Genomic DNA, 26,174 nt, shown 5'->3' on the forward strand with positions numbered 1-26,174 from the left:
CCGGGGCTTTTTTGACTACTTTTCGGATGTAGCTCGACCCCCACCGGGAGCAGTCTTTTTGGGACGGGGCTTTTTTAGCTACCCAGGCAGATAGCGAAAACGATTTGGACGATTAACGGCAGGGGCAGCTAAAATAGCCCCGTCCCAAAAAGACTGCTCAAAAGAGCTACTTTGCACTGGTGAGGACGCCGGTTGTGTCGAACGCTGGGGTAAAGCTCTCGTCTACCGCGCCGCCCTCTTGCCAGAACATCGTCGTAAAGCCCAGGTCGTCGGCATGGTCGAGCACCCGCTCGTACTCCTCGCGCGTCACGGCTCGCGCCAAGTCGCCGCCCTGCTCGCGCATGAGAGCATTGGGCGTGTACTGGTTCATGACCGAGATCGGCACATCACCCACCGTCTGCCACACCAGGTCTAGCACGCGACACGAATCGTCCGCATGCCCCGGCAACACCAGGTGACGCACGATCATGCCGCGCTTCATGAGCCCATCCTCGTCCACCAGCTCTCCCCCACGGCGCTCAATCTCGCGCGCCATTTGCGCCAAACCCGACACGGCCACACGCGGGTAGTCCTTAATGTGGGAGAGCGACTGCGCAAGCCCCGCATCGGCATATTTAAAGTCGGTTAGCCACACATCGACCAGATCGCCGAGCGCCGCCACGGCACTCGCGCGCTCATAACCGCTTGTGTTGTAGACGATTGGAACAACCAGTCCGCGCGCCCGTGCCGCGGCAATCGCAGCCGGCAGCAGGTGCGCGTAGTGCGTCGCCGTCACCAAGTTAATATTGTTCGCGCCCTGGTCCTGCAGCTCCAACATAATCTCGACCAGGCGCTCGGGCGAAATTTCAAGCCCAAAATTGCCCGTCGAGATCTCGTGGTTCTGGCAATAGACGCATTTGAGCGAGCAGCCGCTAAAGAAAATCGTGCCCGAACCGGCCTCGCCCGAGATAGGCGGCTCCTCCCACATATGAAGCGCCGCACGGGCCACCTTGAGCGTGTCGTTAGCACCGCATACGCCGCGCGCACCCTCATCGCGCGCCGCACCGCAACGGCGCGGACACAAATGGCAGGCGGGCGAAAAAAGTTCGGTCAACGACGTCGGCATAAAAACATGCTCCAAAACAACGATTCAGCAGCTCAAACGCAAAAGGACCAACCGCGCAGACGGCTCGAGCCCAAGGCGCCGTAATCGTCCGACACGATTTTTGTAATGTCAAGACTGGAATCGATAAAGTGCAGCTTTATGATGTAGGTATTCCGCCCCCCGCGGAGCAACTGGGTGAACCGTCGCGTTTATTTAGGGAGCCCACACAGTCGTACGTAGTACAGGTATCCTTCGTTGTTAAGGACGCTGGAACGGTCGATGAGGGCACCCACCTGTTTTAGGTGGGTTCATTTTCGTAACGTGGGGGGTGGTTTTCTTTTGCCGTTTTTGCCAAAAATAGCCATCGCAGATCCCGTATGACACCCAACGGCACTCGGCAGAACCCCCGCCACCATCCCAATATCTGGTAAGCGCGTGATTATCGATCGGCGCGATTCCCCGCACCCCCTTTGGTCGAGTATCATGGGTCAGCTATACCCTTTGCGGCATGGCATCCTTTGACCTTTTCCTTCGACGCTTGGCGGTTTTTGATACATGGCTTCATCCACGAGCTACATACCGTTCCTTTGCGTGGCAGCCGCGGCATATATCACGACCTTCCTTACGGTGCCCCTGGTTAAACGTCTGGCAATCAAGCTCGACGCCGTTGACTATCCTTCAAAACGCCGTATCAACACCAAGCCCATCCCGCGCTTGGGAGGTACGGCGGTCTTTTTGGGCCTGGTCGTTGCCTGCATCGTTCAGATTATGGGCACCTGGCATCTGGGCTGGCCGCCCGTCTTGGTCCCGCATCCGCGCCTGCACATTAGCTACCCCATGCTGGCGCTTTCTTTTACCGTCATTTTTGCGACCGGCGCGATCGACGACGTCTTCCAGCTTAAGCCCAAGCAAAAGCTCGCCGGCCAGGTCCTCGCCGCGCTCATCGCCTGCGTGGGTGGCCTAAAAATCGGCGTCATCGTCAACCCGGTTGCCCCCGGCGAGATTATGCTCGGCTGGCTCGCCTATCCCATCACCGTGGTCTACCTGGTGGCGTTCACCAATATCATCAACCTCATCGACGGCCTTGACGGCCTGGCCACAGGCATCTGCGGCATCGCATCGTTCACGATGTTCTCGATGGCCGTTCTCTCGGGCCGCATCGATGCCGCCGCGCTCTCCATCGCGTTGTTTGGCGCCTGCCTGGCCTTCTTGCGCTACAACTTCAACCCCGCGAGTATCTTTCTGGGCGACTCGGGGTCGCTGCTGCTGGGCTTTGCGCTGGGCTCCATTTCGCTGCTTAATGTGAGCCGCACTGCCGCGCTCACCTCGCTTATCATTCCGCTCATCGTTGCCGGTGTGCCCATCATCGACACGTTTAGCGCCATCGTGCGCCGCAAGCGCGCCCACATTAGCATTGGGCAGGCCGACAAAGGCCACATCCACCACCGCCTCATTCAAGAGGGCTATAACCAAAAGCAGGCTGTGCTGCTTATCTATGCCTGGTGTGTCCTGCTTTCGGCCGGTGCGGCCGCCATCAACCAGGTCGAAGTCCCCATGCGCGTGCTCATCTTTACCGTCCTTGGCATTGGCTCGGCAGCCTTCGCCAAGCACCTGCACCTGTTTGAGCCCGTGCTACGCCACCATTACAACAAGCGCACGCACGAAGACGAGCTGATAACCCCCGACGACCCCGCCTTTAAGCAGGAGGAGCAAGCGGCCGAGGAGCGTAAGGGAGAGCGCCACCACAGGTATTAAGGTTTGCTGCAGAAGGTTGTTCTGCTTACCGTCGGCCGCTCGTGACCGCGCCTCGACCGCCACGCATGCCTCGCCTTACCACCCCCTTGCTCACTTTCGCCCGCCCCTCTCAATAAACGCGTTATTATCTTGACCCATGAACATACGTTAGGAGCAATCATGCCAAACGAGAACAGCTACGAAGTCGCGCTGCAAAAGAGCAACGCCATTCGCGAGGGCCTGGCCAAGACGCCCGAGAAGTTCACCATGCTTTCCGGCGACCGCCCCACCGGCCGTCTGCACCTAGGCCACTACTTTGGCACCCTCAAGGGCCGCGTGGAGTTGCAGAATATGGGCGCCAAGACCAACGTGCTCATTGCCGACTACCAGGTCATCACCGACCGCGACACCACCGAGCACATCCAGGACAACGTGTATAACATGGTCATGGACTACCTTGCCTGCGGTATCGACCCCGACAAGACCATGATCTACACGCACTCCGCCGTGCCCGCCGCCAACCAGCTCATGCTGCCGTTCCTGTCGCTGGTCTCCGAGGCCGAGCTGGCGCGCAACCCCACCGTCAAGGCCGAGATGGAGGCCTCGGGCCACGAGCTCACCGGCCTTCTGCTCACCTATCCGGTACACCAGGCCTGCGACATCCTGTTCTGCAAGGGTAACGTTGTGCCCGTCGGTCGCGACCAGCTGCCGCACATCGAGCTCACCCGTACCATCGCCCGCCGCTTTAACAACCGCTACGGCAAGGTGTTCCCCGAGGTCGACGCGCTGCTGTCCGAGACCCCGCTGCTGCCCGGCCTGGACGGCCGCAAGATGAGCAAGAGCTACGGCAACGCCATCAATATCTCGATGACCGCCGAGGAGACGGCCAAGCGCATCAAGAAGAGCCAGACCGACTCCGAGCGCATGATCACGTTCGACCCCGAGAACCGCCCCGGCGTGTCCGGCCTGCTTTCGACGGCTGCCATCTGCACCGGCCGCTCCGAGGTCGAGATTGCCGAGGAGATTGGCATGGGTGGCTCTGGCCAACTCAAGAAGTACGTGACCGAGGCCGTCAACGAGTACTTCGCACCGATCCGCGAGCGTCGCCAGCGCTATGAGAACGATCTGGACTATGTGAAGGACGTGCTGCACGAGGGCAACCGTCGTGCCAACGAGATCGCCGAGCAGACCCTGGCCGAGGTTCAGGACGCCATGGGCATGGTGTACTAGTCGAGAGCAATAAACAACACTCAAACTAAACCGCCGCGATTGGCACAATCCTCGTTGCGGCGGTTTTGTTTTCTTCAGAGGTCGGTCGCCGAGATATTCAGCCGCTTGGCAGAACCCCTAAGTCGCAAGCACCTTGAGGCTATATCCTGTTAAGCAATGACACCCTATTGTTTAACATGCGGCAGCTTTTACGGCAGACCCGACCGACCGGAAGGAGTCCCATGAGCTCAGTTGCGTTTTGTACCTGCAACGACCGGAAATGCCCATTTAACCCTGTCAACCACGAGAAGGGCTGCACACCGTGTATCGCTAAGAATCTGCACGAGCACGAGATTCCAACGTGCCTGTTCAACGCGATTTCTCCCGATCGGCTTGAGGCCGATAAAGACGAGTGGTCGTGGCAAGCGTTCGCGCGGCATGTAGAAGCATATCTGGGAAGCGACAGCCCAAGAATCCCCGCAGGCGAAGAAGCGCCGCAGGGATTTACCAAGATCGGTTGCTGTAAGCGGGACTAACAATCAAAGTTAGTGCCCCCCCTAAAACCAAACGTCAGTACCTCATTATGGGATAACAGACCTGATGGGTTTGCCCCATGCTTACAGGAAAGCGCCCGCCGACCATGGCAGCCGACGGGCGCTTTCCTGAAGTACACCGTTGAATCGCACAGAGGGGAGGAATGCAATCAAACTCAACAGGGCAGGCTTTTTCATCGCCTATTGCCTGCTCCGTTGCTGCATACAATATAGTTCACCATTGTTTACTTTGCAGTATCAAACCGCGCCGCCACACCTTCTCCATAAGTTAGCCATGGTAAACCTGCCAATTAGGGACAGGTTTATTTTGGCAGGTTTTATCTGGGGAAACATCAATGGAGCCAGCGTTCCACCACAAAGAGGACAGCCAGCTTTGTGGTGGTTTTGGCCACGGCAGAGCCGCTAGAGCCCTGCTGGCCAACGACAGGCGGCCAAGTCGACGTGCACGGGGTCGACAAACGTCACGCCCTCCCCCAGCAGAAGTTCGCGCTGAGCATCGGGGCCGCCAAACGCAAAGCCCTCGCAAATGCTGCCATCGGCAAACACCACACGATGGCAGGGAATCTCGCCGGGGCGCGGATTGCTGTGCAGCGCATAGCCCACGTACCGCGCACTTCGTGGACGGCCGGCGAGCAGCGCCACCTGGCCGTACGTGGCAACCATCCCCTCAGGGATCTGCTCGACTACCTCGTACACCCGCTCAAAAAAGCCCTCAGACGCCATCGATGCTCCTTTCCGCCCGCAACAGCATAAATCAAATGATCCCTCGGGGACGGCAGGGTTGCTGATCATTTGCGGCCTCCGTGAGGCCGATGGTCCGCAACCCCGTCATCGCCGAGGGATCACATGGCATGGCAGGTAGCGTTTGCCCAGATAAAACCTGCCAAAATAAACCTGTCCCTTTTTGGCAGGTCGGTTAGTTGGCAGGTTGGAAGAAGGCTACGGCTACGGCACCGGGGCCTACATGGGTGCCGATGGTGGCGCCGATGGTATGAACGGGCAGCTCGCCCTCGGTGTGGCCAGCCCACAGCGCGGCGCTATCCTCGATATACTTCTTGAGCACCGCATCCGAAAGGCCCGTATAGCCGAGCGCCAGCGGCATGGAAAAGTCGACGCCGCCCGCCTTTTCGACCTTTTGGTTCAGCAGGTTGCGACCGTTCTTGGAACCGCGCGCCTTGCCCAGCTGCACGATCAGACCGTCCTCGGCAGCCACCACGGGCTTTACGTTGAGCAGCGTACCCACGGCGCCGGCCGCAGCAGACAGGCGACCGCCGCGCACCAGGTACTCCAGCGTCTCGAGCAGGCCGATAACCACCACGCGGTCGCGCACGGCCTCAACCGCCGCCGCGATCTGGGCAGCGTCACGGCCCTCGTCCACCAAGCGCAGGGCATACTCGACCAGCACGCGCTCGCCCAGGGTGACGTTGTTGCTGTCTACCACGAACACATCGCCGCCCGGTGCCTCGGCAAGTGCGGTACGGGCACTCTGATTGGTGCCGGAAAGCTTAGCGCCCACGGTAATAATCACGGCCTCATCGCCGGCTTCACGAACCTCGGCGATAGCCTGCGAAAACGCGTACGGGTTGACCTGGCCGGTCTTGGGCAGCTCGTCGCGCTCCACGAGCATCTCGTAAAAGCGCTGGTGATCGATGTCGACGCCATCCATGTACACATCGGTACCAAAGGTAACGGACAGCGGCAGAACAGCCAGTGCCGGGTGCTCCGCCGGCGACATATCGCTTGCGGAATCGGTAATAATGCGGACGGACATAGCGAATCCTTTCTTGCGCAGGTCCCGCGCAGGGAATTTTGACAGCAATGCCCCGGCACGGTATACGCGCTCAAACGGGACGATGCAGTTGTTAATGGGAAGCAAATGCCTAGGCGGCCCTACAGCTCGCGCAGGGTGTCGAGAATCGTACGCAGCGACGCGTACATCTGCTCGCGCTGCTCCACGCCCATGGCCTTGCCGGTGGCGTCGAGCACCTCGCGAATAATGCGATCGGCCTCATTCATGCTCTCGCCGCCCAACGTGGTCAGGCGAACCGGGGCGCGATACTTAACGGCGGCATCGCCCGAATCGTCGACCTCGACGTAGCCGCCCTCTTCCAGATGCGCCAGCGTGCGCGAGACGGCAGCGCGGGTCACGCCTGCCATGCGGGCGAGGTCGGCACCAGTCAAGCCGTCCTTGCTGCGCTCAAGATAGTACAGGCACATGATATCGGAACCCTTAAGGCCCAGCCTTGCGCCCTCAGATGCCTTAATGCGCTGGATCTCCTTGTAGAGCCCGCTAATCAGTCCGACAAAGTCCTCAAAACGTGTCTCGTCGTTCTGCTGCATGGGAGACGACCGCCTTTCGCTTGCATGATGCTAACGGGTAAACATCTTAGCCACATGCCCGAACCCCCGTACCCAAATATCCCAATTGTTAACTCATCAACATAAAAACCACCACAAAGGGGATAGCACCTTTGTGGTGGTTTGGGGCATCAATAGGTTCTAGGCGCCACTACAGTTCCACGCGCGGGTTATCGCGGGTCACAAGCGTCTTAACGACAACCGTCGCTCCCAGATAGCGCTCAAGCAGCTCGGCTAAGCGATCGATCGCGGCCTGACAGTCCCCTATCCGCTCGGGCTCAACACACTCAATCGCCAGGAACGCATCGGCAGAATCGTCGGACAGAGCCGTTCGAACGCCGTCGCGCCAGTTCCAGCAGCGGCACACGGCACCCGCATCATCGATGTAGGCGAGTTCGCCGGGCAGCGTCGGGTCATCCGCCTCCTCGCCAAGCGGCAGGAATGCATCGCCACCGTCGGTCACCTCCAAGCGAAGGTCTCCCTCAATCGCGTGCAAATCCTCGCCTCCCACGGGCAGCGCGTAGGTCAGCGACACCGTGTTGTAAATATCCACCGCCGGTGTGATATGACCGACCGGTTTGCCCTTGAGCACGCGCTTGAGCAAGTTCTCGATCGAGCAGCGGGCGCCCTTTTTAGTCTTGAACAGGCGATAGGCCTCGCGCCATGCCTTGACCGGCGCGTTCTCGCTGATGGTATCGCTTGTCAGGTGGCGCTCCGCATCGATATTGGCGCGATCGAGCAGCGCCGCAATCGCGTCCACGTCCTCTTGAGGAATCGTAGCCGCGGGCTTCATGCCCTCCACGACCACGACGCCGACCGCCGCCTGTGGAAATAGCTCCCAAAATGAATCCTCGGCAATAAAGCTCTTCATACGTGCTCCTTTCGCAATTCGCGCCAACGCGAGCGCCTAAACAAAAAGCGCCCTTACAACGGCCACCTTCAAAGTCCTACGGTGCCGTCACAAGAGCGCTTACGCTGTCCCCATCCGGAGAAGGGGACGATATGTCAGGCGCATTGTAACCCGAGTCATCCACACGAGCAAAACCACCACAAAGGCGCCTGCCTCTTTGTGGTGGATATGGACTCGAGGCGACGCTAGTGGCGGAGTCCCAGCAGGCCGCGGCCGCGATGACGGGCCTCGGCGGACACCTGAGCGTGCGGGCCGGCGGCCTTGACGGACTCGGGCAGGTGCGAGTACTTCTTCTCGAAGTTCTCCTCGAACATCACCGCCAGGTTGTGCGCGGCCTCGTCGTAGCGCGCTGTGCTCTGCCAGTACTGGCGCGGCACCAGGATGCCGTCCGGCACACCGTGGCACGTGGTGGGAATGTCGACATTAAAGATATCGTCGTGCAAGAACTCGCTGTCCTCGATGGTACCGTCGAGGGCGCGTGCGACCAGGGCGCGCGTGTAGGCAAGCTCGATGCGATGGCCCACGCCATAACCGCCGCCAATCCAGCCGGTGTTGAGCAGATAGACGCGGGTGCGACCGTCGGCGATACGCTCGCCGAGCATCTTGGCATAGACCATAGGGTCGAGCGGCATAAACGGCTCTCCGAACAGCGAGGAGAACGTGGGCGTGGGCTCGGTGACGCCGACCTCGGTACCGGGGATCTTGGCGGTGAAGCCCGTCACAAAGTGATACATGGCAGCATCGGCCGTCAGGCGCGAGATGGGCGGCAGCACGCCAAAGGCATCGCAGGTCAAAAACAGCACGACGCTCGGGGTGGTGCCCATGCCCTTGGTCCACGCGTTGGGGATATGCTCGACGGGATAGGCAACGCGCGTGTTGTGCGTGATCGAGACGTCATCGTAGTTGGGCTTGCGGTTCTCGTCGAGCACCACGTTTTCGCAGATCGCGCCAAAGCGAACGGCATTGAAGATCTCGGGCTCGTGAAACTCGTCCAAGCCCTCGCACTTGGCGTAGCAGCCGCCCTCGATGTTGAAGATGCCCATGTCGGACCAACCGTGCTCGTCGTCGCCGATCAGCAGGCGCGTGGGATTGGCCGAAAGCGTGGTCTTGCCGGTGCCGGACAGGCCAAAGAACACCGCGGTCTCGTGCGTGACGGGATCCATGCTGGCCGAGCAGTGCATGGGCAGCACATCGTCCTCGACGGGCAGCAGGTAATTCATGACGCTGAAGATGGACTTTTTAATCTCACCGGAGTAGCCGGTGCCGGCAACCAGAATCACGCGCTCCTGGAAGTTGATGACCACGGCGGCGCTGGAGTTGAGGCCCTTGATGGCGGGGTCGCACTGGTACCCGGGTGCCGCGAGCACGCAAAAGTCCGGCTCGCCGGTGCGCGCAATTTCGCGAGCGAGCGGACGGGCGAGCATCTGCTTAATGAAGAGCGCCTGGCTCGCGCGCTCGCAGGCAACGAGCAGGCGACGCGTGTGGTTGCGGTCGGCACCCGCCATGCCGCGCGTGACGAACACGTCGCGCTCGTTGAGGTAGTCAACGATGCCGGCCTTGATGGCCTCGTAGCTCTCAATCGAAAGCGGGCGGTTGACGGCGCCCCAGGCGATCTTGTCGTGAACATCGGGGGTGTCAACGATAAAGCGGTCGTTGGGAGAACGGCCGGTGCGCTCCCCCGTCTCGATTACCAGCGCGCCGTTGGATGCCATGCGGCCCTCTTCACGGCGGATGGCGTGCTCGACGAGCTCCGCAGCAGGTAGATCGACCAGCAGACGCGGCTGATTCTCGGCGGGATCTTCGACCAGCGTAATACCAAAGTTGGACAGAACTTCTGCAGGGGTAACACCAGGCATGGGGCCTCCTTTAAAAGCGCGTCACGCGGGCGAGGCGCGCACTTTACTCACGTAAAGCCCGTTGTACCCGATATGCAAAAACGTTTTTGTGGCAAGGGGGGCAAGCCCGCCCAACGGTCAAAAATCGCAGGCAAGCGGCCTAGTCATTGGGTAGTCATTGGGGACGTTCTTAAACGACGAGTCGTTGGGGACACTCTTGAACAGGCAACATTCAAGGAGTGTCCCCGGATGCCGGCACAAAAGGAGCGTCCCTAAGTGCCAACTATAGCGGCAAGCCTTGGCCGAGCATGGCGATGGCGCTCATAAGGACCAGCATGCCGGCGGCATAGGGCAGGACCGCGCCCAGGAGCTCGGCATCCTTGCCGCGCACGTGCACGGCGGCCAGGCCAATGGCAAGCGTCTGCGGCGAGATCATCTTGCCGGCGGCGACGCCAAGCGCGTTCAGCGCGACCATCCAGTAGTCGCTCACGCCCAGCGCGGTGGCAGCCTGGCTCTGGATGGGACCAAACAGCATGCCAGAAGACGTGCCCGAACCGGTCACGAACGCACCGACCGCGCCGATCCACGGAGCCAGAATCGGGTACAGGCCACCGGCGACCGCAATGCAAAACGCGCTGATCGAAGAGATCATGCCCGCATAGCCCATAACCTTGGCACAGCCCAGAACCGAAAGCATGGTAATGACCGTCGGCATCATCTGCTTGACGGTCGCGGCCAGCACCTTGCCCATCATGCGCGGCGAAGCACCCTGAATGGCGCCGCCGACAAACGCCGCCAGGAAAATCCAGACGCCCGGCGTGTTGATCCACGAAAACGTGAGCGTGCCGGGGTTCTCGCCGCAATACACCTGCACCTGGCTCGCAAACGGTGCGAGCGCAGCATGCACGGCAGGCACCAGGTTAGACGTTCCCAACAGCAGCACAAAGATCAGGATGAAGCACGACCAAGCCGAAAGCGCCGACTTAGCGGTGAGTTGCTCGCCGGCCTCGATATTCATGTGGAAGCGTGCGTCCAGATGCCCCGACTTCTCGGCACGCATGGCAAGCGCAGCTGTCAGCGCGAGCGAAACGATGGAACCGACGACGACGGCAAGCTCGGGACCCACAAACATAGCAACGACAAGAGCCGCACCGGCAAAGGACACGCCGGAGAGCACGGCGATGCCCGCCACGCCGTTCAGGCGCTCGGCAACGCCCGCAACATTACCCTGGTCATCGGCGACACGACCCGCAACCAGCACGATAAACAGCGGCATCATCACAAAGAAAGGCGCCAGCTGCACCATCTGAACGGTCGCCAAATGTAGCGGATCCAGGCCCACCAGACCGGCAACGGACACCGTGGGAATGCCAATGGAGCCGTAGGGCGTGGGCACGCCGTTGGCCAGCAGACAGATGAGCACGGCGGGCACGGCCTCAAAGCCCAGGCCCGCGAGCATGCCGGCGGGAATAGCAACGGCGGTGCCAAAACCGGCCATGCCCTCCATAAAGCCACCAAAGCACCAGGCCACAAGCAGCGCCAGCAGACGGCGATCGCTGCTGATGGAGGTAATCATGCTGCCGATTACGTCCATGGCGCCCGTGCGAACGCACAGGTTATACGTGAACACCGCGGCGATGATTACCAAAACGATGGGCCACAGGGCCATCAAAAAGCCTTCGAGCGAGGCGGTCGCGATCTGCGCTGCCGGCAGGTGCCACCATGCGAAGGCAAGCACGCACGAAAGGACAAACGATCCGATGGCGGCTTTCCAAGCTGGCCATTTAAAGCACAGCAGCATCACGACAAGCCAAATGATCGGCACAAGAGCCAGCAAGAATGCGGCGACGTCCATAGGTAGAAGCTCCTTGGTGCCGCGCGGGCGGCATCGTGGTGTCACGAAACTTTAACAGGATACCGCACGCTCACCGACAATTTACTGCCGCCCCCCGAAAATATTGAACAATCCGTTCAAAAACATGAGTGACACCGTCGCGTCTATACTAGAACGCAGCAATAGAAAGGACTCCGCCTTGAGCATCTCGCCCCTCGATAGCATCCGCCGCGCCATCGCCCGCCGCAACGGCATCGCCAACCCCGCTGTATCGGGCGGGGCGCACGGACAGGGCGGACGCATCGAGAACGGCCTGTTCCCCGCATCGCACACCGCCGAGGAGCTCGCGCGTATCCAGGAGCTGAGTCAGCGCAACGCCGGCGGGCCAAATAGCGGCCAAGCCACGCGTCGTCGGCGCGAGCGCGATCGCCAGCCCGGCCCCATCCACCGCATGGTCAATGCCTGGTGGAACCGCCTGCTCGGCGCCGTCTACGGCGGCGGCTTCTCCACGCAAGAAGCCGAATACGAGGAGCACGCCACCAGCCGCGACTACCTTTGGAACACCCTGGGCACCGCCGTGTGGGGCATGGCGTTTCCGCTGCTCACTATCGTGTCTACGCAGCTTGTAGGCGCCGAAGAAGCCGGCAAGTTCTCCATCGCCTTTGTCACCGGCACGCTCATCATGATCGCGTGCAACTACGGCGTACGCAATTTTCAGGTCTCGGACATCGACGAGAAGACGTCCTTTGCCTCCTACCAGCTCAACCGCTGGCTTTGCGGAGCTCTCGCCCTAGGCTGCGGCCTCATGTACAGCAGCGCCCGCGGCTATGACGCGCAGATGGCGACGATCGGCCTGGGCGTCTACCTCTATAAGGTGATCGACGGCATCGCCGACGTGTACGAGGGCCGCCTGCAGCAGGCCGACAAGCTCTACCTAGCCGGCATGAGCCAAACGCTGCGTTCCGCCGGCGTCATCGCGGTCTTTAGCGTGGCGCTGTTCCTTACGCGCAGCATGCCCATCGCGGCCATGGCCATGGGCGTCGCCGCCATTGCCTCACTCGTGCTGGTCACCGCCCCGCTCGCCCTGCTCGAGACCGAAAAATCGCGTCGCGTGAGCATACGCGAAGTCGGCCGCCTTTTTGCGCAGTGCGCCCCGCTCTTTGGCGCGCTCTTTTTGTTTAACCTTATCGAGAGCATGCCCAAATTTGTGATGGAAGGCACGCTGGCCTACAAATATCAGCTGTATTTTAATGCCCTATTCTTTCCGGCGCAGGCCATTTTGCTGAGCATTGGATTTATCTATAAACCGCAGCTCTTGCGTTTGTCGAGCATTTGGGCTAACCCGCGCAAGCGTCGCCGCTTTGACTTAATTATTGTCGCCGTCATGGCGCTGATCTTGGGTTTCACTGGCGCATGCGCCGCGTTTATGGCAGGCCCCGGCATTCCCCTTATGAGCTTTATGTACGGCCTCAACTTTGAGCGCTACCGCACATTGGCACTGCTGATGGTCGTCGCCGGCGGCATCACCGCAGCCATCGATTTTATCTACGCCATTATCACAGTGCTGCGCCACGCCGGCGATGTCACCAAGATCTACCTCATTTGCTTTGCCGTGAGCGTGGTGATGCCGATGGTCCTCATCAACCTACTGGGGCTAATGGGTGCCGTCGTGAGCTACCTGGCTATCATGGCCCTACTGCTGGTGCTGTTGATTGTCGAGTACGCCCACATTCGCCAGCGCATAGAACGAGCCCGCAACCCGTACGGTGTCTAATTAGCTGCCTCGGCCACCGGAATTTGCGATGGAATTACCCGGGCTGGGGTCTCGTTGCGGACAATATACATCACGCAAAACTAAGTGAGTAGACTTTTACCGAATCCCCGACCACACCGACAAAGCACAAGTCTGTGACCTGCGGTTTTATTGAGGCAAATATGTTGGGTGCTCGGCATTTCCAAAAAAGTCTACTCACTTAGCCAGCGGGCAGCCAAATGATTATGTAATCCCCGCCCCAGAAAAATCATTTGATGGGCAGAAGGGCAAAAGTAGTCAAAAAAGCCCCGTCCCAAATTAGCTACCCTTTGCACCGATTACTCGCCAGGGAGAATGTTTGCATAGAACTCCGCACCATCATCCAGGCGCAGGATGCCCACGCGGCCGAACTCGGAGCCGGTGGCGGCGGCGCAGTCGATGTCGATACGGTCGGGAACGCCGGCGGTATCCTCGCCGCCCAAGCGCACCATCTGTCCGCGGCCCGACTCCTCATCGAGCCCTGCCAGGCCGCCAACCTCGCAATAGCGCCCCAGCGACACCGTTGGCGTGTGGCCGCTCACCACGACCGGACCCTTGCCCTCGGCAGATAGCAGCCCCGTCGGGGCATCCCAATAGCCATGGCGAATCCACAGCAAGTCATCGGACGACTGCACGGCAAGCATTTGCTGCAGCAGCTCGCTATCGGCATCGACCGCTCCCCTGCCGTCACCGCAATCGACACCATGCTCAAGCAAAAACGCACGCGCTGCCTCGGTCTGAATGCCGGCGTGCACCAGCAGATACGGTCGCTCGGCAGTCTCTGCCACCGCATAGAGCGGCAGGGCGGCAGCCCAGCGTACCAGCTCCTCGTATGCCTCAAACTCCATTTCGTTGAGCTGCTGGCGCGTGGTCCAACCGCCGTTGATGTCCCAGGTCTCAGCATCAAGCGGGTCCTGGCCAATGATCGCGTCGAGCATAATCTGCTCGTGGTTGCCCTTAAGGACGTGAGCGTTGGGCAGCGATCGCACCAAGTTAATGACGCCGACCGGATCGGGCCCGCGGTCGATCATGTCGCCCAGCACATACAGCGTGTCGTCGGACGTTAGCGAGATCTTGGAAAGGGCCTCGTCCAGCGCGCGCACGTGCCCGTGAGCATCGGATGTCACATAGATCGCCATGGAACGCCTTTCCCTGCATTACGGCCGAAGCCCGGAGCCACAACTAAAACTTCAAGTTGAACTTAAACGTTACCCATTGTACTCCGTTGCAATAAAGCTGAAAAGTAGATACGAGTCGCCGCCAATGGTCTAGAAAAACGGCGCCGCCTGTGACGATATCGCGAACGCCCTCCGTTCAACCCATAAACCCACCATCTTTGGGTACAAATAACCGCAGATAACTGACCGTGCCACGCCAACCTCCCAGGAGCGGACACTATCCATGAACCAGATCCTTCTGTTTATTGGCCTCGTTATCATTTTGTGCCTGACCATCAAACCCGTCGGCAAAAAGCTCCCCTTCCCCACCCTGCTCATCTTTATCGCGCTGGGCATGCTGCTGGGCGTCAACGGTCCGGCGCACATCGACTTTAGCGACTACGCGCTCACCGAAACCGTCTGCAGCACGGCGCTGCTGTTCATCATGTTCTACGGCGGCTTTAACACCTATATCGACCGCGCCAAACCTGTCGCCGTGCCCGCGGTGCTGCTGAGCACGCTCGGCGTCGTCATTACCGCCGGCATCACGGGCGCCTTTGCACACTTCGCGCTAGGCTTCGACTGGATCGGCGGTCTGCTGCTGGGCTCGGTCGTGGCGTCGACCGACGCAGCGAGCGTCTTTAGCGTGCTGCGCGAGCACAACCTTTCGCTGAGGGACGGCACCGACTCGCTGCTCGAGGTCGAATCGGGCTCCAACGACCCCGTCGCTTACATGCTCACCGCGGTACTCGCCACGCTCGCGGCGGGCGGCGACATTAACATCCCTGTGCTGCTCGCCAAGCAGATCATCCTGGGCGTGGGGCTGGGCCTTGTCATCGGCTGGGCATCGGGCCGCCTGATCGAGCGCGCGCACGCAACGGCCGAGGGCGCGCAGACCATCTTTTTGTTCGCCGTGGCGATCGTCGCCTACGCGCTGCCGAGCTATCTAGGCGGCAACGGCTTTTTAGCCGTGTACCTTGCCGGCATTGTGCTAGGCGCCAGCGACATCACCGGCAAGGTCGAGATGGCGCACTTCTTTGACACCCTCACCGAGATGGCCGAAATGACCATCTTCTTTTTGCTCGGCCTACTCGTGACGCCCGCACGCCTGCCGCAAATGCTGCTACCGGGCCTGGCACTCATGGCGTTTATGCTCTTCGTGAGCCGCCCCATCGCCGTCGGCCTGCTGCTGGCGCCCTTTAAGACGAGCCCTCGCCAGGTTGCGCTCGTAAGCTGGGCGGGCCTGCGCGGCGCGGCCTCGGTCGTGTTTAGCCTCTTTGCCGTGGTGGCCGGTGTTCCCGGCGGTCACGACCTGTTTGACCTGGTGTTTGTGATTGCCGTGGCGAGCATTGTGGTGCAGGGCTCGCTGCTGCCGGCGATGGCGAAAAAGCTCGACATGATCGATGCGGCCGGCGACGTGCGCCGCACCTTTAACGATTACCGCGACGAGGACGGCATGTCGTTCGTTAAGCTCAAGGTGGGCGCGGGCCATCCGTTTGCCGGTCGCTCGCTCGCGGACATCGGCAGTGCCACGGACATGCTCGTAGCCCTGGTGCTGCGCGACGGCGCGCACCCGGTGCTGCCCAACGGCGATACCATAATTGAAGAAGGCGACCTTCTGGTTATGGCCGCGCCGACGTTTGAAGAGCGTGCCGAGGTTACGCTGCGCGAGGTCACCGTGACACCCCACGGCCGCCTGGCGGGGCTGCGCCTGCGCGACGTGCCACAAGGCAAGCACCCCTTTATCGTCGTGATGCTCAAGCGCGACGGCCAAACGATCATCCCCGACGGCAACACCCATATATACGCCGGCGACAAAGCCGTCATCGCCACCCTGGCGTCGCAGCGGCCAGGGGGCTGCCGTCCCGAATTGGCTACATTTGAGCACCAATCGCCCCGGCTGGGGTCTCGTTGCGAACAATTAGCGCCTCTCAAAACTAAGTGAGTAGACTTTTGCCGAATCGCCGACCACGTCACCAAAGCATAAGTCTGTGACCTGCGGGCTTGTTGAAGCAAATTAGTCGTGTGCTCAGGATTTCCAATAAAGTCTACTCACTTAGCCAGCGTGCGATCAAAATAGAACGGTCGCGAGCTCATTAGACTCCATTGCGACGGCTTATCGTGCATTTTCGCGCAGCTGCGGGTGCAGGCGACCGTCCCAAATTAGCTATCCTTGTCACATTCCTAGTTATCGTCGACGGCAAAATCGCGGAGGTCGAGGCCTTCGCGTTCGGCTCGGGCTAGGAGCTCTTGGGGCGACTCGTCCTCGATATCCACTACGTCGAGCATGGCAGCAGGAAAGCCCACGCCAGCCGCACTCCCCGCGCGATCGAGCAGACTCTCGCGCAGCTGGTCTACGTCCACATCGATCTTCATGGTGTAACCTCCTACCGGGGAATCGCGTCCAAACAAACCGCACATCCCAAATGATGTGCAATAAACCCCAGATACGGTCATAATAAAATAATGAACATCAGGGAGGTTGCGGACGATGGATAAGCTCGATGCCATGACGGAACAAGTCAGGGATTTTTGCGACGATCGAGGCTGGCGCAAATATCACACGCCAAAAGAGCTTGCCATCGGCATGGCGACTGAGTCCTCCGAGCTCCTTCAGCTCTTTCGTTTTATGAGCGACGAGCGCATTGCAGAAATGTTCGAAGACGCCGAGCAACGTCAAGCCATCGAATACGAAATTGCCGACACGCTCCTTTTCCTCCTGCGTTTCGCTGATTTAAATGAAATCGACCTGCCAGCGGCGCTTTCGTCCAAGCTCAAACGCAATGGCGAGCGCTACCCCATCAACGCATCATCCAACGAATACAGAAAGGCGGGCCACCGTGAGTAATGAGTTCGCCCTTCGGCAATACACGCTTCCCCTGCCCCAGCCCTTTGAGACAAGCGAATCGCTTCAGGACTTTGGAACGCCAAAGCCTGGAGCCCATCATGACGAAAGTTGGCCCGTCCTTTACATTCTTACCAACAGCAGAAACAAGACGGCATACATCGGCCAAACAACCAACTACCAGCGCCGTATGAAACAACACGCTGCAAACGTGGACAAGGATTTCGATCGAACACTTCTGATCGACAACCCTACATTCAATCAATCAGCGACATTTGAGTTTGAAAACAGGCTCATCGAACTGTTCTGTGCCGACGAAAAATACCAGGTCACCAATGCCAACAACGGCTATGCCCAATTCGATTATTTTGAGCGGCCTCAATATCGCCAGAAGTTCCGGACCTCTGGACAAAGCTTCGCGAAGAAAACTACGCGATTCATCCGATTGAAGAGCTCGAGAACTCCGATCTGTTCAAGTTCTCGCCTTTCAAGACGCTTACGCCCGACCAATACGAAACGATCGAGACGATTTATAAACGTCTCGAACAGGAGCATGAAGACACAAAACATGGCGGCTCAAAAAGAGAACGTATAACCGTCGTGAATGGCGCGCCGGGAACAGGTAAAACAATCCTCGCCATCAGTCTCATGTTCAAAATCAAAAATGAGCCCAACCTTTCCGGCCTGCGAGTCGGTTTTGTCGCCCCGATGGATTCTCTGAAGAAGACCCTCAGGAAACTCACGCACTTCCTTCCAGGGTTAAAGCCTGGCGATATCTTGAGCCCCAGCGATGTTACCAAAAACGATCGGTATGACATCCTGCTTGTCGACGAAGCACATCGACTAGGTAATTATCTAAGCATGGGCTCCGGCATCAAGGCCTTCTATAACACCTGCGATCGTCTCGGCCTCCCACATACGAGCAACCAAGTTGACTGGATATTCAAATGCTGCGACAAGGCATATCTGTTTTATGACCCCAAGCAGCAAGTCAGGGCATCCGGCCTCAATCGAGACGGCCTTGAGCATCGACTCAATCAGCTCGAAGAAGCGGGCATTGAAACTGAAGAGTTCAGCCTAAGCACACAAATGCGCGTACGCGGTGGTGACGAATACCTCGATTTTGTCTATGACTTACTCAACAACAAGGCGTATATGCATACCGGCATGAAGTTCAACGAACTCTTTTCGTCGGAGCCCTACGATTCGCGAGCCGGGGATCCGGACAGCGATATCCCCAGATACCAGTTTGGAATCGTCAACCAATTTGAGGATTTCTGTTCCCTGCAGCAAGCCAAGGAAGAAGAAGTTGGTCTATCCCGCATGACAGCAGGCTTTGCGTGGAAGTGGGAGACGAAGAAACACAAAGACGCGTTCGACATCGTCATTGAGGGCATCCCCAAACGTTGGAACTCGAGTCAAAAGGATTGGGTTAACTCCCCCAACGCCGTCAACGAGGTTGGATGCATCCACACGGTGCAGGGCTACGACCTCAATTACGGATTCGTCATTCTGGGGCCAGACATTTACTACGACACCGATAAAGGAGCCGTCTGCATTAACAAAGCGAACTTCAAAGATGCTGTCGCAAAGAAAAAGGCGAGCGAAGATGAGCTACGGAAGATTATCGTCAACGCCTACTATGTCCTCATGACGCGTGGCATGCTGGGAACGTATCTCTATGTGTGCGACCCCGCACTCAAGGAGTATTTGTCGCGGTATATCCCGGTGATTTAGACGCAGGACAGACGTCGCAAATCTAAGGCGTTACTCAAACGTTAAACACACGAACATATTTTCGTGTTTTATACTTGAGCTAGACAACCGCAGCATGGTATAAAAGAGCTGCGTTCCGCTATGGAGGGCAGTCAAGGGCCGGGGGATCCCCCCGGCATTTTCTTTTTTGAAAGGCTGTTTCATGAACGAACTGCCCGCATTCCCCGACAAATCAAGGCGCCGCCCAGAAAAGATCAACTCGAGCGACGAGCGGGCACGAGTCCAGCACTCCATCGCCCGCGGCTACGCTGACCTTGTCAACAGTCGCGTGCGCCCCTGGAAACAAGCGAAGACCGAGGCAGATCGGATGCGAGCCATCAGGTAAGGTCACCCCTCCCCCATGTAACCATCCTGTAAATCATAGCAGCGCAGTCGAGTTTTACCGTGATGCGGTCGCGCCTGGCGCTCCACTGTGCTAAAGTATCCCGAACGTTCAAACGACTACGAGGGGAACTAGAAGATGGCACGTGTGCACAACTTCTCAGCTGGCCCGGCCGCGCTGCCTACAAGCGTGCTCGCCGAGATCGCCGACGAGATGATGGACTACCGCGGTTGCGGCATGTCCGTGCTCGAGATGAGCCATCGATCTAGCATGTACCAGCAGATCATCGACGACGCCGAGGCAACCCTGCGCCGCCTGCTGAGCATCCCCGACAATTACCGCGTCCTGTTTTTGCAGGGCGGCGCCACGCTGCAGTTTGCGGGTATCCCCATGAACCTCATGCGCCGCGGCCGCGCCGGCTACGTCGTGACCGGCAACTTTGCCAACAAGGCGTACAAGGAGGCCGCCAAGTACGGCGAGGCCGTGCTGCTCGCGAGCTCCGAGGACACCAATTTCGACCGCATTCCCACCATGGCCAATATCAACGCGCGCATTGCCGCCGAGGCCGCGGGCGACGGGCTCGACTACGTCTACATCTGCCAGAACAACACCATCTTTGGCACCATGTACCACGAGCTGCCCAATTGCGGCGATGTGCCGCTGGTCGCCGATGTCTCGAGCTGCTTCCTGTCGCAGCCGCTCGACGTCGAACGCTACGGGCTCATTTACGCCGGCGCGCAGAAAAACGCCGGCGCCGCGGGCGTGACCGTGGTCATCGTGCGCGACGATCTCATCGCAGATGGCCCCGCCTTTGCGCAGACGCCGCAGTACATGGACCTTAAGGCCCAGGCCGCCAAGGGCTCCATGCTCAACACGCCCAACACCTTTGGCATCTACGTATGCGGCAAGGTGTTCCGTTGGGTTGAGCAGACCGGCGGACTAGCCGCCATGGCCGAGCGCAACTGGGCCAAGGCCAACCTGCTCTATGACCTGCTCGAGCACAGCGAGCTGTTCCATGACACCACGCAGGCCGACAGCCGCTCCATCGCCAACGTCACCTTCCGCACCGGCGATGCCGAACTCGACGCGGCCTTTGTCGCAGGCGCGGCCGAGCACCAGATTCAAAACGTCAAGGGCCATCGCCTGGTGGGCGGCATGCGCGCGAGCGTCTACAACGCCGTAACCATGGAAGATGTGCAGGCACTGGCCTCGTACATGAAGGACTTCGAAGCGCAGCATAGTTTGAGTCCGCGATCTAACTAGCCCGCAACCCGCGGGCCGACCAGCCACTTCAAACCACTTGTTATAAACAAACCCGCTAAGGAGTTTTTCATGCGCAAGATCAAAACCATCGACGACATAACCAAAGACGGCAAGGTCGAGTTTGGCGAGGGCTACGAGTTTGTGGGCACCGCCGAGGAGGCCGACGCCATCCTGATGCGCTCCACCGACCTGCACGGCTACGAGCTACCCGAGGGCATCCGCGCCATCGCCCGCTGCGGCGCCGGTGTCAACAACATCCCCATCGAGGAGTACGCCAAGAAGGGCGTCGTCGTCTTTAACTCCCCCGGTGCCAACAGCAACGCCGTCAAGGAGCTCGTCCTGGGCATGCTGGTGCTTTCGAGCCGCGGCGTGGTGCAGTCGATGAACTGGGTGCGCGACAACGCCGACGACCCCGAGATTCAGGTCGACGCCGAGAAGGCCAAGAAGGCCTTTGTGGGCCGTGAGCTCAAGGGCAAGCGCATCGGTGTCATCGGCCTGGGCAACGTGGGTTCCAAGGTCGCCAACGCCTGCGTCGATCTGGGCATGGACGTCTACGGCTACGATCCGTTCATTTCCGTCGAGCACGCGTGGGTGCTGAGCCGCGAGGTGCAGCGCGTGGGCACGCTCGAGGACCTCTGCCGCGGCTGCGACTACCTCACCGTGCACGTGCCCAGTAAGGCCGACACCATCGGCATGATCAGCACCGAGCAGATCGACCTGCTGGCCCCGGGCGCCGTGCTCATCAACTATGCGCGCGAGACCATCATTGACGAGGACGCCGTTGACGCCGCCCTGCGCGCGGGCAAGCTGAGCTGGTTTAGCTGCGACTTTGCCACGCCCAAGACCGTCAAGATGCCCAACACGTTTATCACCACGCACTCGGGCGCCGGCACCGGCGAGGCCGAGGCCAACTGCGCCGATATGGCCATCAGCGAGCTCAAGGATTACCTGGAGAACGGCAACATCGCGCACAGCGTCAACTACCCCGCCTGCAGCATGGGCAAGGCGCGCGCCGCAAGCCGCATTGCCTGCCTGCATGCCAACGTGCCCAACATGATCGGCCAGATCACGGCAATCCTGGCCAAGGACAACGCCAACGTGCAGCGTATGACCAACGAGTCCGCCGGCGAGAACGCCTACACCATGTTCGACACGGACGAGCACCTGGATAGCAGCACCATCGAGGCGCTCAAGCAGATTCCGTCGATGTATCGCGTACGCGTGATCAGGTAGCGTCGGCGCCAAGCCTGCCAGACAGGCAATGAAGCTCATTCGGCCCCCGTTTTCGCGAAACGGGGGCCGATTTCGTTGCTCCGGCTGGTTTTGAAAATGCTACCCAGAATAAGTTTTTTCGGATAATAGACAGTACTACCCAAATCACTAAGCACACCTGCTTTGATAAACACCTTTATCAGTGGTTTTAGTAGGTAAAAATCGATCTCTATATGCCAAATTTAAGTTGACTGTCCATTTTCCGAAATAACTTGTTCTGGGTAGCGTTTTTAAAGCCTATTTCAAAGAGCAACTGAAGCCTTTTCGTGACCAAACCCTAGCTCACGCGACCGTTTTCCACCCGCACGGCTACATTCCCGCCCAATCGATAAAAATCTCCTCACGAAGCCGCCGTTCGAGCTCCTGCTGCCGCGGCGTCTTGTCTTTCAACGGCACATCGAGATAGGACATGATGAGTTCCATCACCACGCGGAAGGCATCGGAGTCGACCAGCTGGCCATAGGTCATCAGAACGACAGGATATCCCATCGCTTGAAGGGCCGTCGTTCGATCGGAGTCCGAGATCTTGGATTCTATGGATCCGTGAATGGCTTTACCTTGACATTCAACCAGGCACTCTCTGCTGCCGTCCTTATTTGACAGCAGGATATCGGCGTAGCGCCTATCAAGCCCCGAAATCAGGCGGGCGCTGCGCGTCATGCGAATCTCAACGTTATTGGTAAGGCGCAGCCCTTCGCCGCCGCGCAACCTCGTAAGGCCAAACAGCATCGAAGCCTGGACCTCGAGCGGCGATGCCACAACCCCCGTAATGCATTTCGCGGCACGCGTGAACGATTTAGCACCGCGGAGCCCCTGGATCTTATTGGCGAACTCTGTAAGTTCAGAGAGCTCAATCAAGGGAGGTCGTTTCCACAGGTCCGTTGGATTCCCCGAGGTATCCTTTACGTTTTCCCAGCCCGACCGTGCGTCACCCCACCGGCTCCCATACGCCTGCTCAAGCGCCGACTTTACCTGAGACGCAATCTTGCACACGGCAAAGGTGCCGCACATCTCATACATGCACATGATCAGGCGCTCGTTTGAGACCGAGGAAGCCAGGGTCAGCAGGGTAAAGAGCGGGGAAGCGACATCAAGGCCAAACTCTGTCTGCCGCACGGAATCAAACGGCCTCTCCCCGTTCCAGACATGCCTGACAATGCGGCCGCCCTTGCGCCCGCAGAGGCCCTGCGCCAACACGTGTAGCGGAGTGCCCAGGAAATGCTTGACGAGCGGGTGCTCACAAAGGCGTTCCCTGCGCGGATCGTCCACAGAATCAGGCAGGTCCGGCATTATTGCCAAGACCTGTGGAGGTATCCGGTGATACCGAAAGGCAGATATGTCGCACAGCATGTCGTCCATGAAGGATACGTACCCATTGCGTCGTTTGTGAGCCTGCCCGGACGCCAAACGCGATGGCTCGGCCTGTGAACGGTTAATACTGCTACGCGCACGTCGCGAATCTTCCAGGTGGCTTACAATCGGTTTTGGAAACAAACTGATTGTGAGGTTTCGTATGGTTGATGAGAACTTTGCCTGGCGGCTTACGCAGGAGCTCGTGAAGATTGATAGCTCGGACCCGGGCGCCTACGAAGGCGAGATCGAACACTTCATTAAGAGGCTCATTGAACAGCAGCTGGCGCAGCTTGATAGTCCTGCGCTCGATGCCGTGCAGGTTGCAGAGCTCGAAGTACTCCCCGGGCGCCGCAACCTTATGGTCACCGTGCCGGGTGTGAGCGACGAGGCGCGACTCGTCTACATCTGCCATATGGATACCGTCACCCTAGGAGATGGCTGGAACGCGGACACACCGCCACTCGGGGCGACTGTGCGAGACGACAAACTCTATGGCCGGGGCGCCTGCGACATGAAGGGCGGTCTGGCCTGCGCCATTGCCGCACTGGTCCATACGCTCGAGCGCGTGGCGGCGGATGGTGAGCTGCCCCACCGCGGCTTCTCGCTTATTTGCTCAGTCGACGAAGAGGACTTTATGCGCGGCTCCGAGGCCGCCATCGATGCCGGCTGGGTCGGCTCGCGCGAATGGGTGCTGGACACCGAGCCCACCGACGGACAGATTCAGGTGGCGCACAAGGGTCGCACGTGGTTCGAGATCGAGATGACCGGCGTCACGGCGCATGCGAGCCAGCCCTGGAAGGGAGCGGATGCCGTCGCCGCCATGGCCGAGGCCGTCTGTGCGCTGCGCCATGCGTTCGCGGCGCTGCCCGTGCATGATGAGCTGGGTCCTTCGACCATCACGTTTGGACAGATCGAGGGCGGCTATCGCCCCTATGTCGTGCCCGACCGTGCCAAGGTCTGGGTCGATATGCGCCTGACGCCGCCGACCGATACGGCCGCCGCGACGCGCATGGTAGAGCAGGCCATCGCCGACGCCGAAGCCACAGTCCCCGGTTGCCATGGAAGCTATACCGTGACAGGCGACCGACCCGCCATCGAGCGCGATCCGGTCTCTCCCCTTCTAGCCGCGCTCAAGCGTGCCGCCGATGACGTGACAGGCGCGGACGCGACTGTCGGCTTCTTTACCGGTTACACCGACACTGCCGTCATTGCCGGCAAGACGGGTAACCGCAACTGCATGAGCTATGGCCCCGGCTCGTTGGCGCTCGCACACAAGCCAAACGAGCATGTGCCCCACGCCGACATCGTTCGATGCCAGCGGGTGCTGATCGCGCGCGCCAACAACACGCTCTGGGGCGCGAATAGCCAAGTTGGGGCATAATAAGCCGCAAACAAACCGACTCGCGCGTTAGGACTGTCCATGAAAGCTCTTCCGTTTCCCTGCATCCGCCCGGCTCAGGACCGTGTGCTCGAGGCGCTGCCGCAGATGGGCGACATCCTGAGCGGCAACGACGCCCTGCGCGGTGCGATTGCCGATGGGCTCATGCTCAAGGATCCGGGTGCGGCGTATTACGTGTACGAATGCTCCGGAGAGCCAGGGCGCGTGACGGGCGTTGTGGCAATTTGCCCGGTCGGCGTACTGACGGGCGACGACGCAGCTTCCGCAGATGCGGCCGCCGCCCGTACAATCGCCGAGCTCAAGGTGCAGCCGCGCCCCGTGTCGCTCGCCTACGAAGCCTCGCCCGTCATGGATATCATCCTTGGCGCCGCCAAAGAGGGCGCATCGCTCTACGCCGTCACCGATCCCGCAGGCATTACGCATCGCGTATGGGAAGTCAAGCGCGAGGACGCCGTTGCCGCCATCCGAGCCATGCTCGATCAGGCACCGGAGCCGGCACTGGCCGACGACCCCGCCTACGCTGCCGCGCTGGCAGGGGCGGCGCAGCTGCTGGCCGATGAGGCCCGCGCAGCCGGCACCTACACGGGCAAAGAGCCGTTCAACTTTTCCGTGGCCGTGCTGTTCCCCGCCGCGCAGGTCAGCGGCGGCGCGCCGCAGGTTCCGACGGGTCTGCTCACCCACCAGATCGCACGGTTCTAACGGGGCCTAAACGCCCAGCACAAAGACTCGGCAGCTCAACAAGCAAGGGGCGGGGATACATGCGCATGCACCTCCGCCCCCTTCGCATCGAGCAATTATGTCGGCGATCCGAATCGCCGCGCCCGCGCTACCCACGCTGCGGGCCCGCTGCCGCCACGAGCGGCTCTAGCCCCAGCTCACGCGCGTAATCCTCCTGCGTAAAGACTTCGACCAGTTCAAACGTATCGGTTGCATCGTCAAACGCAAAATGCAGAACCGAGCAGTTGCCCGGCACGCGCTCGCGCTCGTCGGCCGCCGCTCCCCTAGAGTGGTCCAAAAACTCCTTGATGGCCGAGGCATGGCTCACCGCGAGCACGCACGAATGGTCCGGGCGTCGCATAAGATCGGTCAACGTCGTCACCATGCGCTCACGTACCTGCATCTGACCCTCACCGCCAAACTGACGATAAAAGTCACGCCACGGACGCTCGGGCATCAGCATCACGCGCTCGGCCTCGAAGTCGCCAAAGAACCACTCGCGCAGGCCATCCAGACGCTCGTAGGCAAGGCCCGGCCACAGGTTGGCGATAGTCTGCTCGGTGCGGTGCAGCGTCGAGGTGTAGGCGTGATCGGGCTCAACGCCACGCGCACGCAAGAACATACCGGCACGCGCCGCCTGCTCGCAGCCCAACTGCGTGAGCGGCGAATCGCTCCATCCCTGAATAATGCGTTTAAGGTTGAATATTGTCTGTCCATGACGGACCAGATACAGATCTTTGTTCATAGGGGTCCTTTCGTT

The 26,174-nt window shown here is 59.8% G+C and carries 23 protein-coding genes; 12 read left to right on the plus strand and 11 right to left on the minus strand.

Going from position 1 to position 26,174, the window contains the following annotated elements:
- Positions 1 to 166 precede the first annotated feature (166 nt).
- Positions 167 to 1,105 (minus strand): radical SAM protein, encoded by a 939-nt coding sequence (locus ACQRCA_RS06185; RefSeq protein ID WP_427719526.1) that lies wholly within the window; start codon positions 1,103 to 1,105, stop codon positions 167 to 169.
- Positions 1,106 to 1,639: 534 nt separating this feature from the next.
- Here ACQRCA_RS06185 and ACQRCA_RS06190 point away from each other — a divergent pair.
- The 3 genes from ACQRCA_RS06190 (at position 1,640) to ACQRCA_RS06200 (ending at position 4,563) form a co-directional block, all read left to right on the plus strand.
- Positions 1,640 to 2,839, plus strand: coding sequence for an MraY family glycosyltransferase (locus ACQRCA_RS06190; protein WP_427719528.1), 1,200 nt, complete (start codon positions 1,640 to 1,642; stop codon positions 2,837 to 2,839).
- 159 nt (positions 2,840 to 2,998) lie between these two features.
- Positions 2,999 to 4,048, plus strand: a complete 1,050-nt coding sequence (gene trpS, locus ACQRCA_RS06195) for a tryptophan--tRNA ligase (RefSeq protein WP_427719529.1) — start codon at positions 2,999 to 3,001, stop codon at positions 4,046 to 4,048.
- Positions 4,049 to 4,269: 221 nt separating this feature from the next.
- Positions 4,270 to 4,563, plus strand: coding sequence for a DUF6485 family protein (locus ACQRCA_RS06200; protein WP_195838532.1), 294 nt, complete (start codon positions 4,270 to 4,272; stop codon positions 4,561 to 4,563).
- Positions 4,564 to 4,983: 420 nt separating this feature from the next.
- Here ACQRCA_RS06200 and ACQRCA_RS06205 read toward each other — a convergent pair whose 3' ends face one another.
- The 6 genes from ACQRCA_RS06205 to ACQRCA_RS06230 form a co-directional block, all read right to left on the minus strand.
- Positions 4,984 to 5,304: an MGMT family protein gene (locus ACQRCA_RS06205; RefSeq protein WP_427719531.1), complete on the minus strand. Its 321-nt coding sequence runs from the start codon at positions 5,302 to 5,304 to the stop codon at positions 4,984 to 4,986.
- A 193-nt stretch (positions 5,305 to 5,497) separates the two neighbouring features.
- On the minus strand, positions 5,498 to 6,352 hold the full coding sequence (locus ACQRCA_RS06210) for a DegV family protein (RefSeq protein WP_427719533.1): 855 nt from the start codon (positions 6,350 to 6,352) through the stop codon (positions 5,498 to 5,500).
- A gap of 119 nt (positions 6,353 to 6,471) precedes the next feature.
- A complete protein-coding gene (locus tag ACQRCA_RS06215; protein WP_154515655.1) occupies positions 6,472 to 6,921 on the minus strand; it encodes a MarR family winged helix-turn-helix transcriptional regulator in 450 nt (149 codons plus the stop codon).
- Between the two features lie 169 nt (positions 6,922 to 7,090).
- Positions 7,091 to 7,810 (minus strand): B3/B4 domain-containing protein, encoded by a 720-nt coding sequence (locus ACQRCA_RS06220; protein WP_427719535.1) that lies wholly within the window; start codon positions 7,808 to 7,810, stop codon positions 7,091 to 7,093.
- A 224-nt stretch (positions 7,811 to 8,034) separates the two neighbouring features.
- The gene (gene pckA, locus ACQRCA_RS06225; protein ID WP_427719537.1) at positions 8,035 to 9,705 is read right to left on the minus strand and encodes a phosphoenolpyruvate carboxykinase (ATP); all 1,671 of its coding nucleotides are present in this window, start codon (positions 9,703 to 9,705) and stop codon (positions 8,035 to 8,037) included.
- 262 nt (positions 9,706 to 9,967) lie between these two features.
- Positions 9,968 to 11,539 (minus strand): L-lactate permease, encoded by a 1,572-nt coding sequence (locus ACQRCA_RS06230; RefSeq protein ID WP_427719538.1) that lies wholly within the window; start codon positions 11,537 to 11,539, stop codon positions 9,968 to 9,970.
- Positions 11,540 to 11,717: 178 nt separating this feature from the next.
- Here ACQRCA_RS06230 and ACQRCA_RS06235 point away from each other — a divergent pair, with 178 nt between their 5' ends.
- Complete coding sequence (locus tag ACQRCA_RS06235; protein WP_427719540.1) at positions 11,718 to 13,292, plus strand: lipopolysaccharide biosynthesis protein; 1,575 nt, start codon at positions 11,718 to 11,720, stop codon at positions 13,290 to 13,292.
- A 317-nt stretch (positions 13,293 to 13,609) separates the two neighbouring features.
- Here the strand turns inward: ACQRCA_RS06235 and ACQRCA_RS06240 are convergent, their stop codons facing one another.
- Complete coding sequence (locus ACQRCA_RS06240; RefSeq protein ID WP_427719542.1) at positions 13,610 to 14,449, minus strand: metallophosphoesterase; 840 nt, start codon at positions 14,447 to 14,449, stop codon at positions 13,610 to 13,612.
- A gap of 262 nt (positions 14,450 to 14,711) precedes the next feature.
- Between ACQRCA_RS06240 and ACQRCA_RS06245 the strand changes: the two genes are divergently transcribed.
- On the plus strand, positions 14,712 to 16,412 hold the full coding sequence (locus ACQRCA_RS06245; protein WP_427719543.1) for a potassium/proton antiporter: 1,701 nt from the start codon (positions 14,712 to 14,714) through the stop codon (positions 16,410 to 16,412).
- Between the two features lie 239 nt (positions 16,413 to 16,651).
- Here the strand turns inward: ACQRCA_RS06245 and ACQRCA_RS06250 are convergent, their stop codons facing one another.
- A complete protein-coding gene (locus ACQRCA_RS06250; protein WP_427719544.1) occupies positions 16,652 to 16,843 on the minus strand; it encodes a hypothetical protein in 192 nt (63 codons plus the stop codon).
- Positions 16,844 to 16,958: 115 nt separating this feature from the next.
- Between ACQRCA_RS06250 and ACQRCA_RS06255 the strand changes: the two genes are divergently transcribed.
- From ACQRCA_RS06255 to ACQRCA_RS06275, 5 genes are all read left to right on the plus strand, one after another.
- Positions 16,959 to 17,315 (plus strand): nucleotide pyrophosphohydrolase, encoded by a 357-nt coding sequence (locus ACQRCA_RS06255; RefSeq protein WP_427719545.1) that lies wholly within the window; start codon positions 16,959 to 16,961, stop codon positions 17,313 to 17,315.
- A complete protein-coding gene (locus ACQRCA_RS06260) occupies positions 17,308 to 17,907 on the plus strand; it encodes a GIY-YIG nuclease family protein (protein WP_427719546.1) in 600 nt (199 codons plus the stop codon). The genes ACQRCA_RS06255 and ACQRCA_RS06260 overlap by 8 nt, the downstream gene beginning before the upstream one ends.
- A complete protein-coding gene (locus ACQRCA_RS06265; protein WP_427719580.1) occupies positions 17,841 to 19,049 on the plus strand; it encodes a DNA/RNA helicase domain-containing protein in 1,209 nt (402 codons plus the stop codon). Before ACQRCA_RS06260 ends, ACQRCA_RS06265 begins: the two co-directional genes overlap by 67 nt.
- A 499-nt stretch (positions 19,050 to 19,548) precedes the next feature.
- A complete protein-coding gene (gene serC, locus ACQRCA_RS06270; RefSeq protein WP_427719548.1) occupies positions 19,549 to 20,673 on the plus strand; it encodes a 3-phosphoserine/phosphohydroxythreonine transaminase in 1,125 nt (374 codons plus the stop codon).
- Between the two features lie 69 nt (positions 20,674 to 20,742).
- Positions 20,743 to 21,906: a phosphoglycerate dehydrogenase gene (locus ACQRCA_RS06275; protein ID WP_427719549.1), complete on the plus strand. Its 1,164-nt coding sequence runs from the start codon at positions 20,743 to 20,745 to the stop codon at positions 21,904 to 21,906.
- A 348-nt stretch (positions 21,907 to 22,254) separates the two neighbouring features.
- Here ACQRCA_RS06275 and ACQRCA_RS06280 read toward each other — a convergent pair whose 3' ends face one another.
- Complete coding sequence (locus ACQRCA_RS06280) at positions 22,255 to 23,304, minus strand: hypothetical protein (RefSeq protein WP_427719550.1); 1,050 nt, start codon at positions 23,302 to 23,304, stop codon at positions 22,255 to 22,257.
- 154 nt (positions 23,305 to 23,458) lie between these two features.
- Between ACQRCA_RS06280 and ACQRCA_RS06285 the strand changes: the two genes are divergently transcribed.
- Together ACQRCA_RS06285 and ACQRCA_RS06290 are read left to right on the plus strand one after the other, a co-directional pair.
- Positions 23,459 to 24,679: a M20 family metallopeptidase gene (locus tag ACQRCA_RS06285; protein ID WP_427719551.1), complete on the plus strand. Its 1,221-nt coding sequence runs from the start codon at positions 23,459 to 23,461 to the stop codon at positions 24,677 to 24,679.
- Positions 24,680 to 24,718: 39 nt separating this feature from the next.
- Entirely contained in the window at positions 24,719 to 25,396 is a 678-nt protein-coding gene (locus ACQRCA_RS06290; protein ID WP_427719552.1) for a DUF1015 family protein, read from the plus strand.
- A gap of 127 nt (positions 25,397 to 25,523) precedes the next feature.
- Here ACQRCA_RS06290 and ACQRCA_RS06295 read toward each other — a convergent pair whose 3' ends face one another.
- Positions 25,524 to 26,159: a histidine phosphatase family protein gene (locus ACQRCA_RS06295; RefSeq protein ID WP_427719553.1), complete on the minus strand. Its 636-nt coding sequence runs from the start codon at positions 26,157 to 26,159 to the stop codon at positions 25,524 to 25,526.
- Between the last annotated feature and the right edge of the window lie 15 nt (positions 26,160 to 26,174).

Origin of the sequence: Collinsella sp. SGI.095 (assembly GCF_050314535.1) — a bacterium.
Taxonomy (GTDB): Bacteria; Actinomycetota; Coriobacteriia; order Coriobacteriales; family Coriobacteriaceae; genus Collinsella.

Excerpts from the sequence above, each read along its gene's own strand:
- ACQRCA_RS06185 (WP_427719526.1), bottom strand. The coding sequence starts at position 1,105 with ATGCCGACGTCGTTGACCGAACTTTTTTCGCCCGCCTGCCATTTGTGT.
- ACQRCA_RS06190 (WP_427719528.1), top strand. The coding sequence starts at position 1,640 with ATGGCTTCATCCACGAGCTACATACCGTTCCTTTGCGTGGCAGCCGCG.
- trpS (WP_427719529.1), top strand. The coding sequence starts at position 2,999 with ATGCCAAACGAGAACAGCTACGAAGTCGCGCTGCAAAAGAGCAACGCC.
- ACQRCA_RS06200 (WP_195838532.1), top strand. The coding sequence starts at position 4,270 with ATGAGCTCAGTTGCGTTTTGTACCTGCAACGACCGGAAATGCCCATTT.
- ACQRCA_RS06205 (WP_427719531.1), bottom strand. The coding sequence starts at position 5,304 with ATGGCGTCTGAGGGCTTTTTTGAGCGGGTGTACGAGGTAGTCGAGCAG.
- ACQRCA_RS06210 (WP_427719533.1), bottom strand. The coding sequence starts at position 6,352 with ATGTCCGTCCGCATTATTACCGATTCCGCAAGCGATATGTCGCCGGCG.
- ACQRCA_RS06215 (WP_154515655.1), bottom strand. The coding sequence starts at position 6,921 with ATGCAGCAGAACGACGAGACACGTTTTGAGGACTTTGTCGGACTGATT.
- ACQRCA_RS06220 (WP_427719535.1), bottom strand. The coding sequence starts at position 7,810 with ATGAAGAGCTTTATTGCCGAGGATTCATTTTGGGAGCTATTTCCACAG.
- pckA (WP_427719537.1), bottom strand. The coding sequence starts at position 9,705 with ATGCCTGGTGTTACCCCTGCAGAAGTTCTGTCCAACTTTGGTATTACG.
- ACQRCA_RS06230 (WP_427719538.1), bottom strand. The coding sequence starts at position 11,539 with ATGGACGTCGCCGCATTCTTGCTGGCTCTTGTGCCGATCATTTGGCTT.
- ACQRCA_RS06240 (WP_427719542.1), bottom strand. The coding sequence starts at position 14,449 with ATGGCGATCTATGTGACATCCGATGCTCACGGGCACGTGCGCGCGCTG.
- ACQRCA_RS06245 (WP_427719543.1), top strand. The coding sequence starts at position 14,712 with ATGAACCAGATCCTTCTGTTTATTGGCCTCGTTATCATTTTGTGCCTG.
- ACQRCA_RS06250 (WP_427719544.1), bottom strand. The coding sequence starts at position 16,843 with ATGAAGATCGATGTGGACGTAGACCAGCTGCGCGAGAGTCTGCTCGAT.
- ACQRCA_RS06255 (WP_427719545.1), top strand. The coding sequence starts at position 16,959 with ATGGATAAGCTCGATGCCATGACGGAACAAGTCAGGGATTTTTGCGAC.
- serC (WP_427719548.1), top strand. The coding sequence starts at position 19,549 with ATGGCACGTGTGCACAACTTCTCAGCTGGCCCGGCCGCGCTGCCTACA.
- ACQRCA_RS06275 (WP_427719549.1), top strand. The coding sequence starts at position 20,743 with ATGCGCAAGATCAAAACCATCGACGACATAACCAAAGACGGCAAGGTC.
- ACQRCA_RS06280 (WP_427719550.1), bottom strand. The coding sequence starts at position 23,304 with ATGGACGACATGCTGTGCGACATATCTGCCTTTCGGTATCACCGGATA.
- ACQRCA_RS06285 (WP_427719551.1), top strand. The coding sequence starts at position 23,459 with ATGGTTGATGAGAACTTTGCCTGGCGGCTTACGCAGGAGCTCGTGAAG.
- ACQRCA_RS06290 (WP_427719552.1), top strand. The coding sequence starts at position 24,719 with ATGAAAGCTCTTCCGTTTCCCTGCATCCGCCCGGCTCAGGACCGTGTG.
- ACQRCA_RS06295 (WP_427719553.1), bottom strand. The coding sequence starts at position 26,159 with ATGAACAAAGATCTGTATCTGGTCCGTCATGGACAGACAATATTCAAC.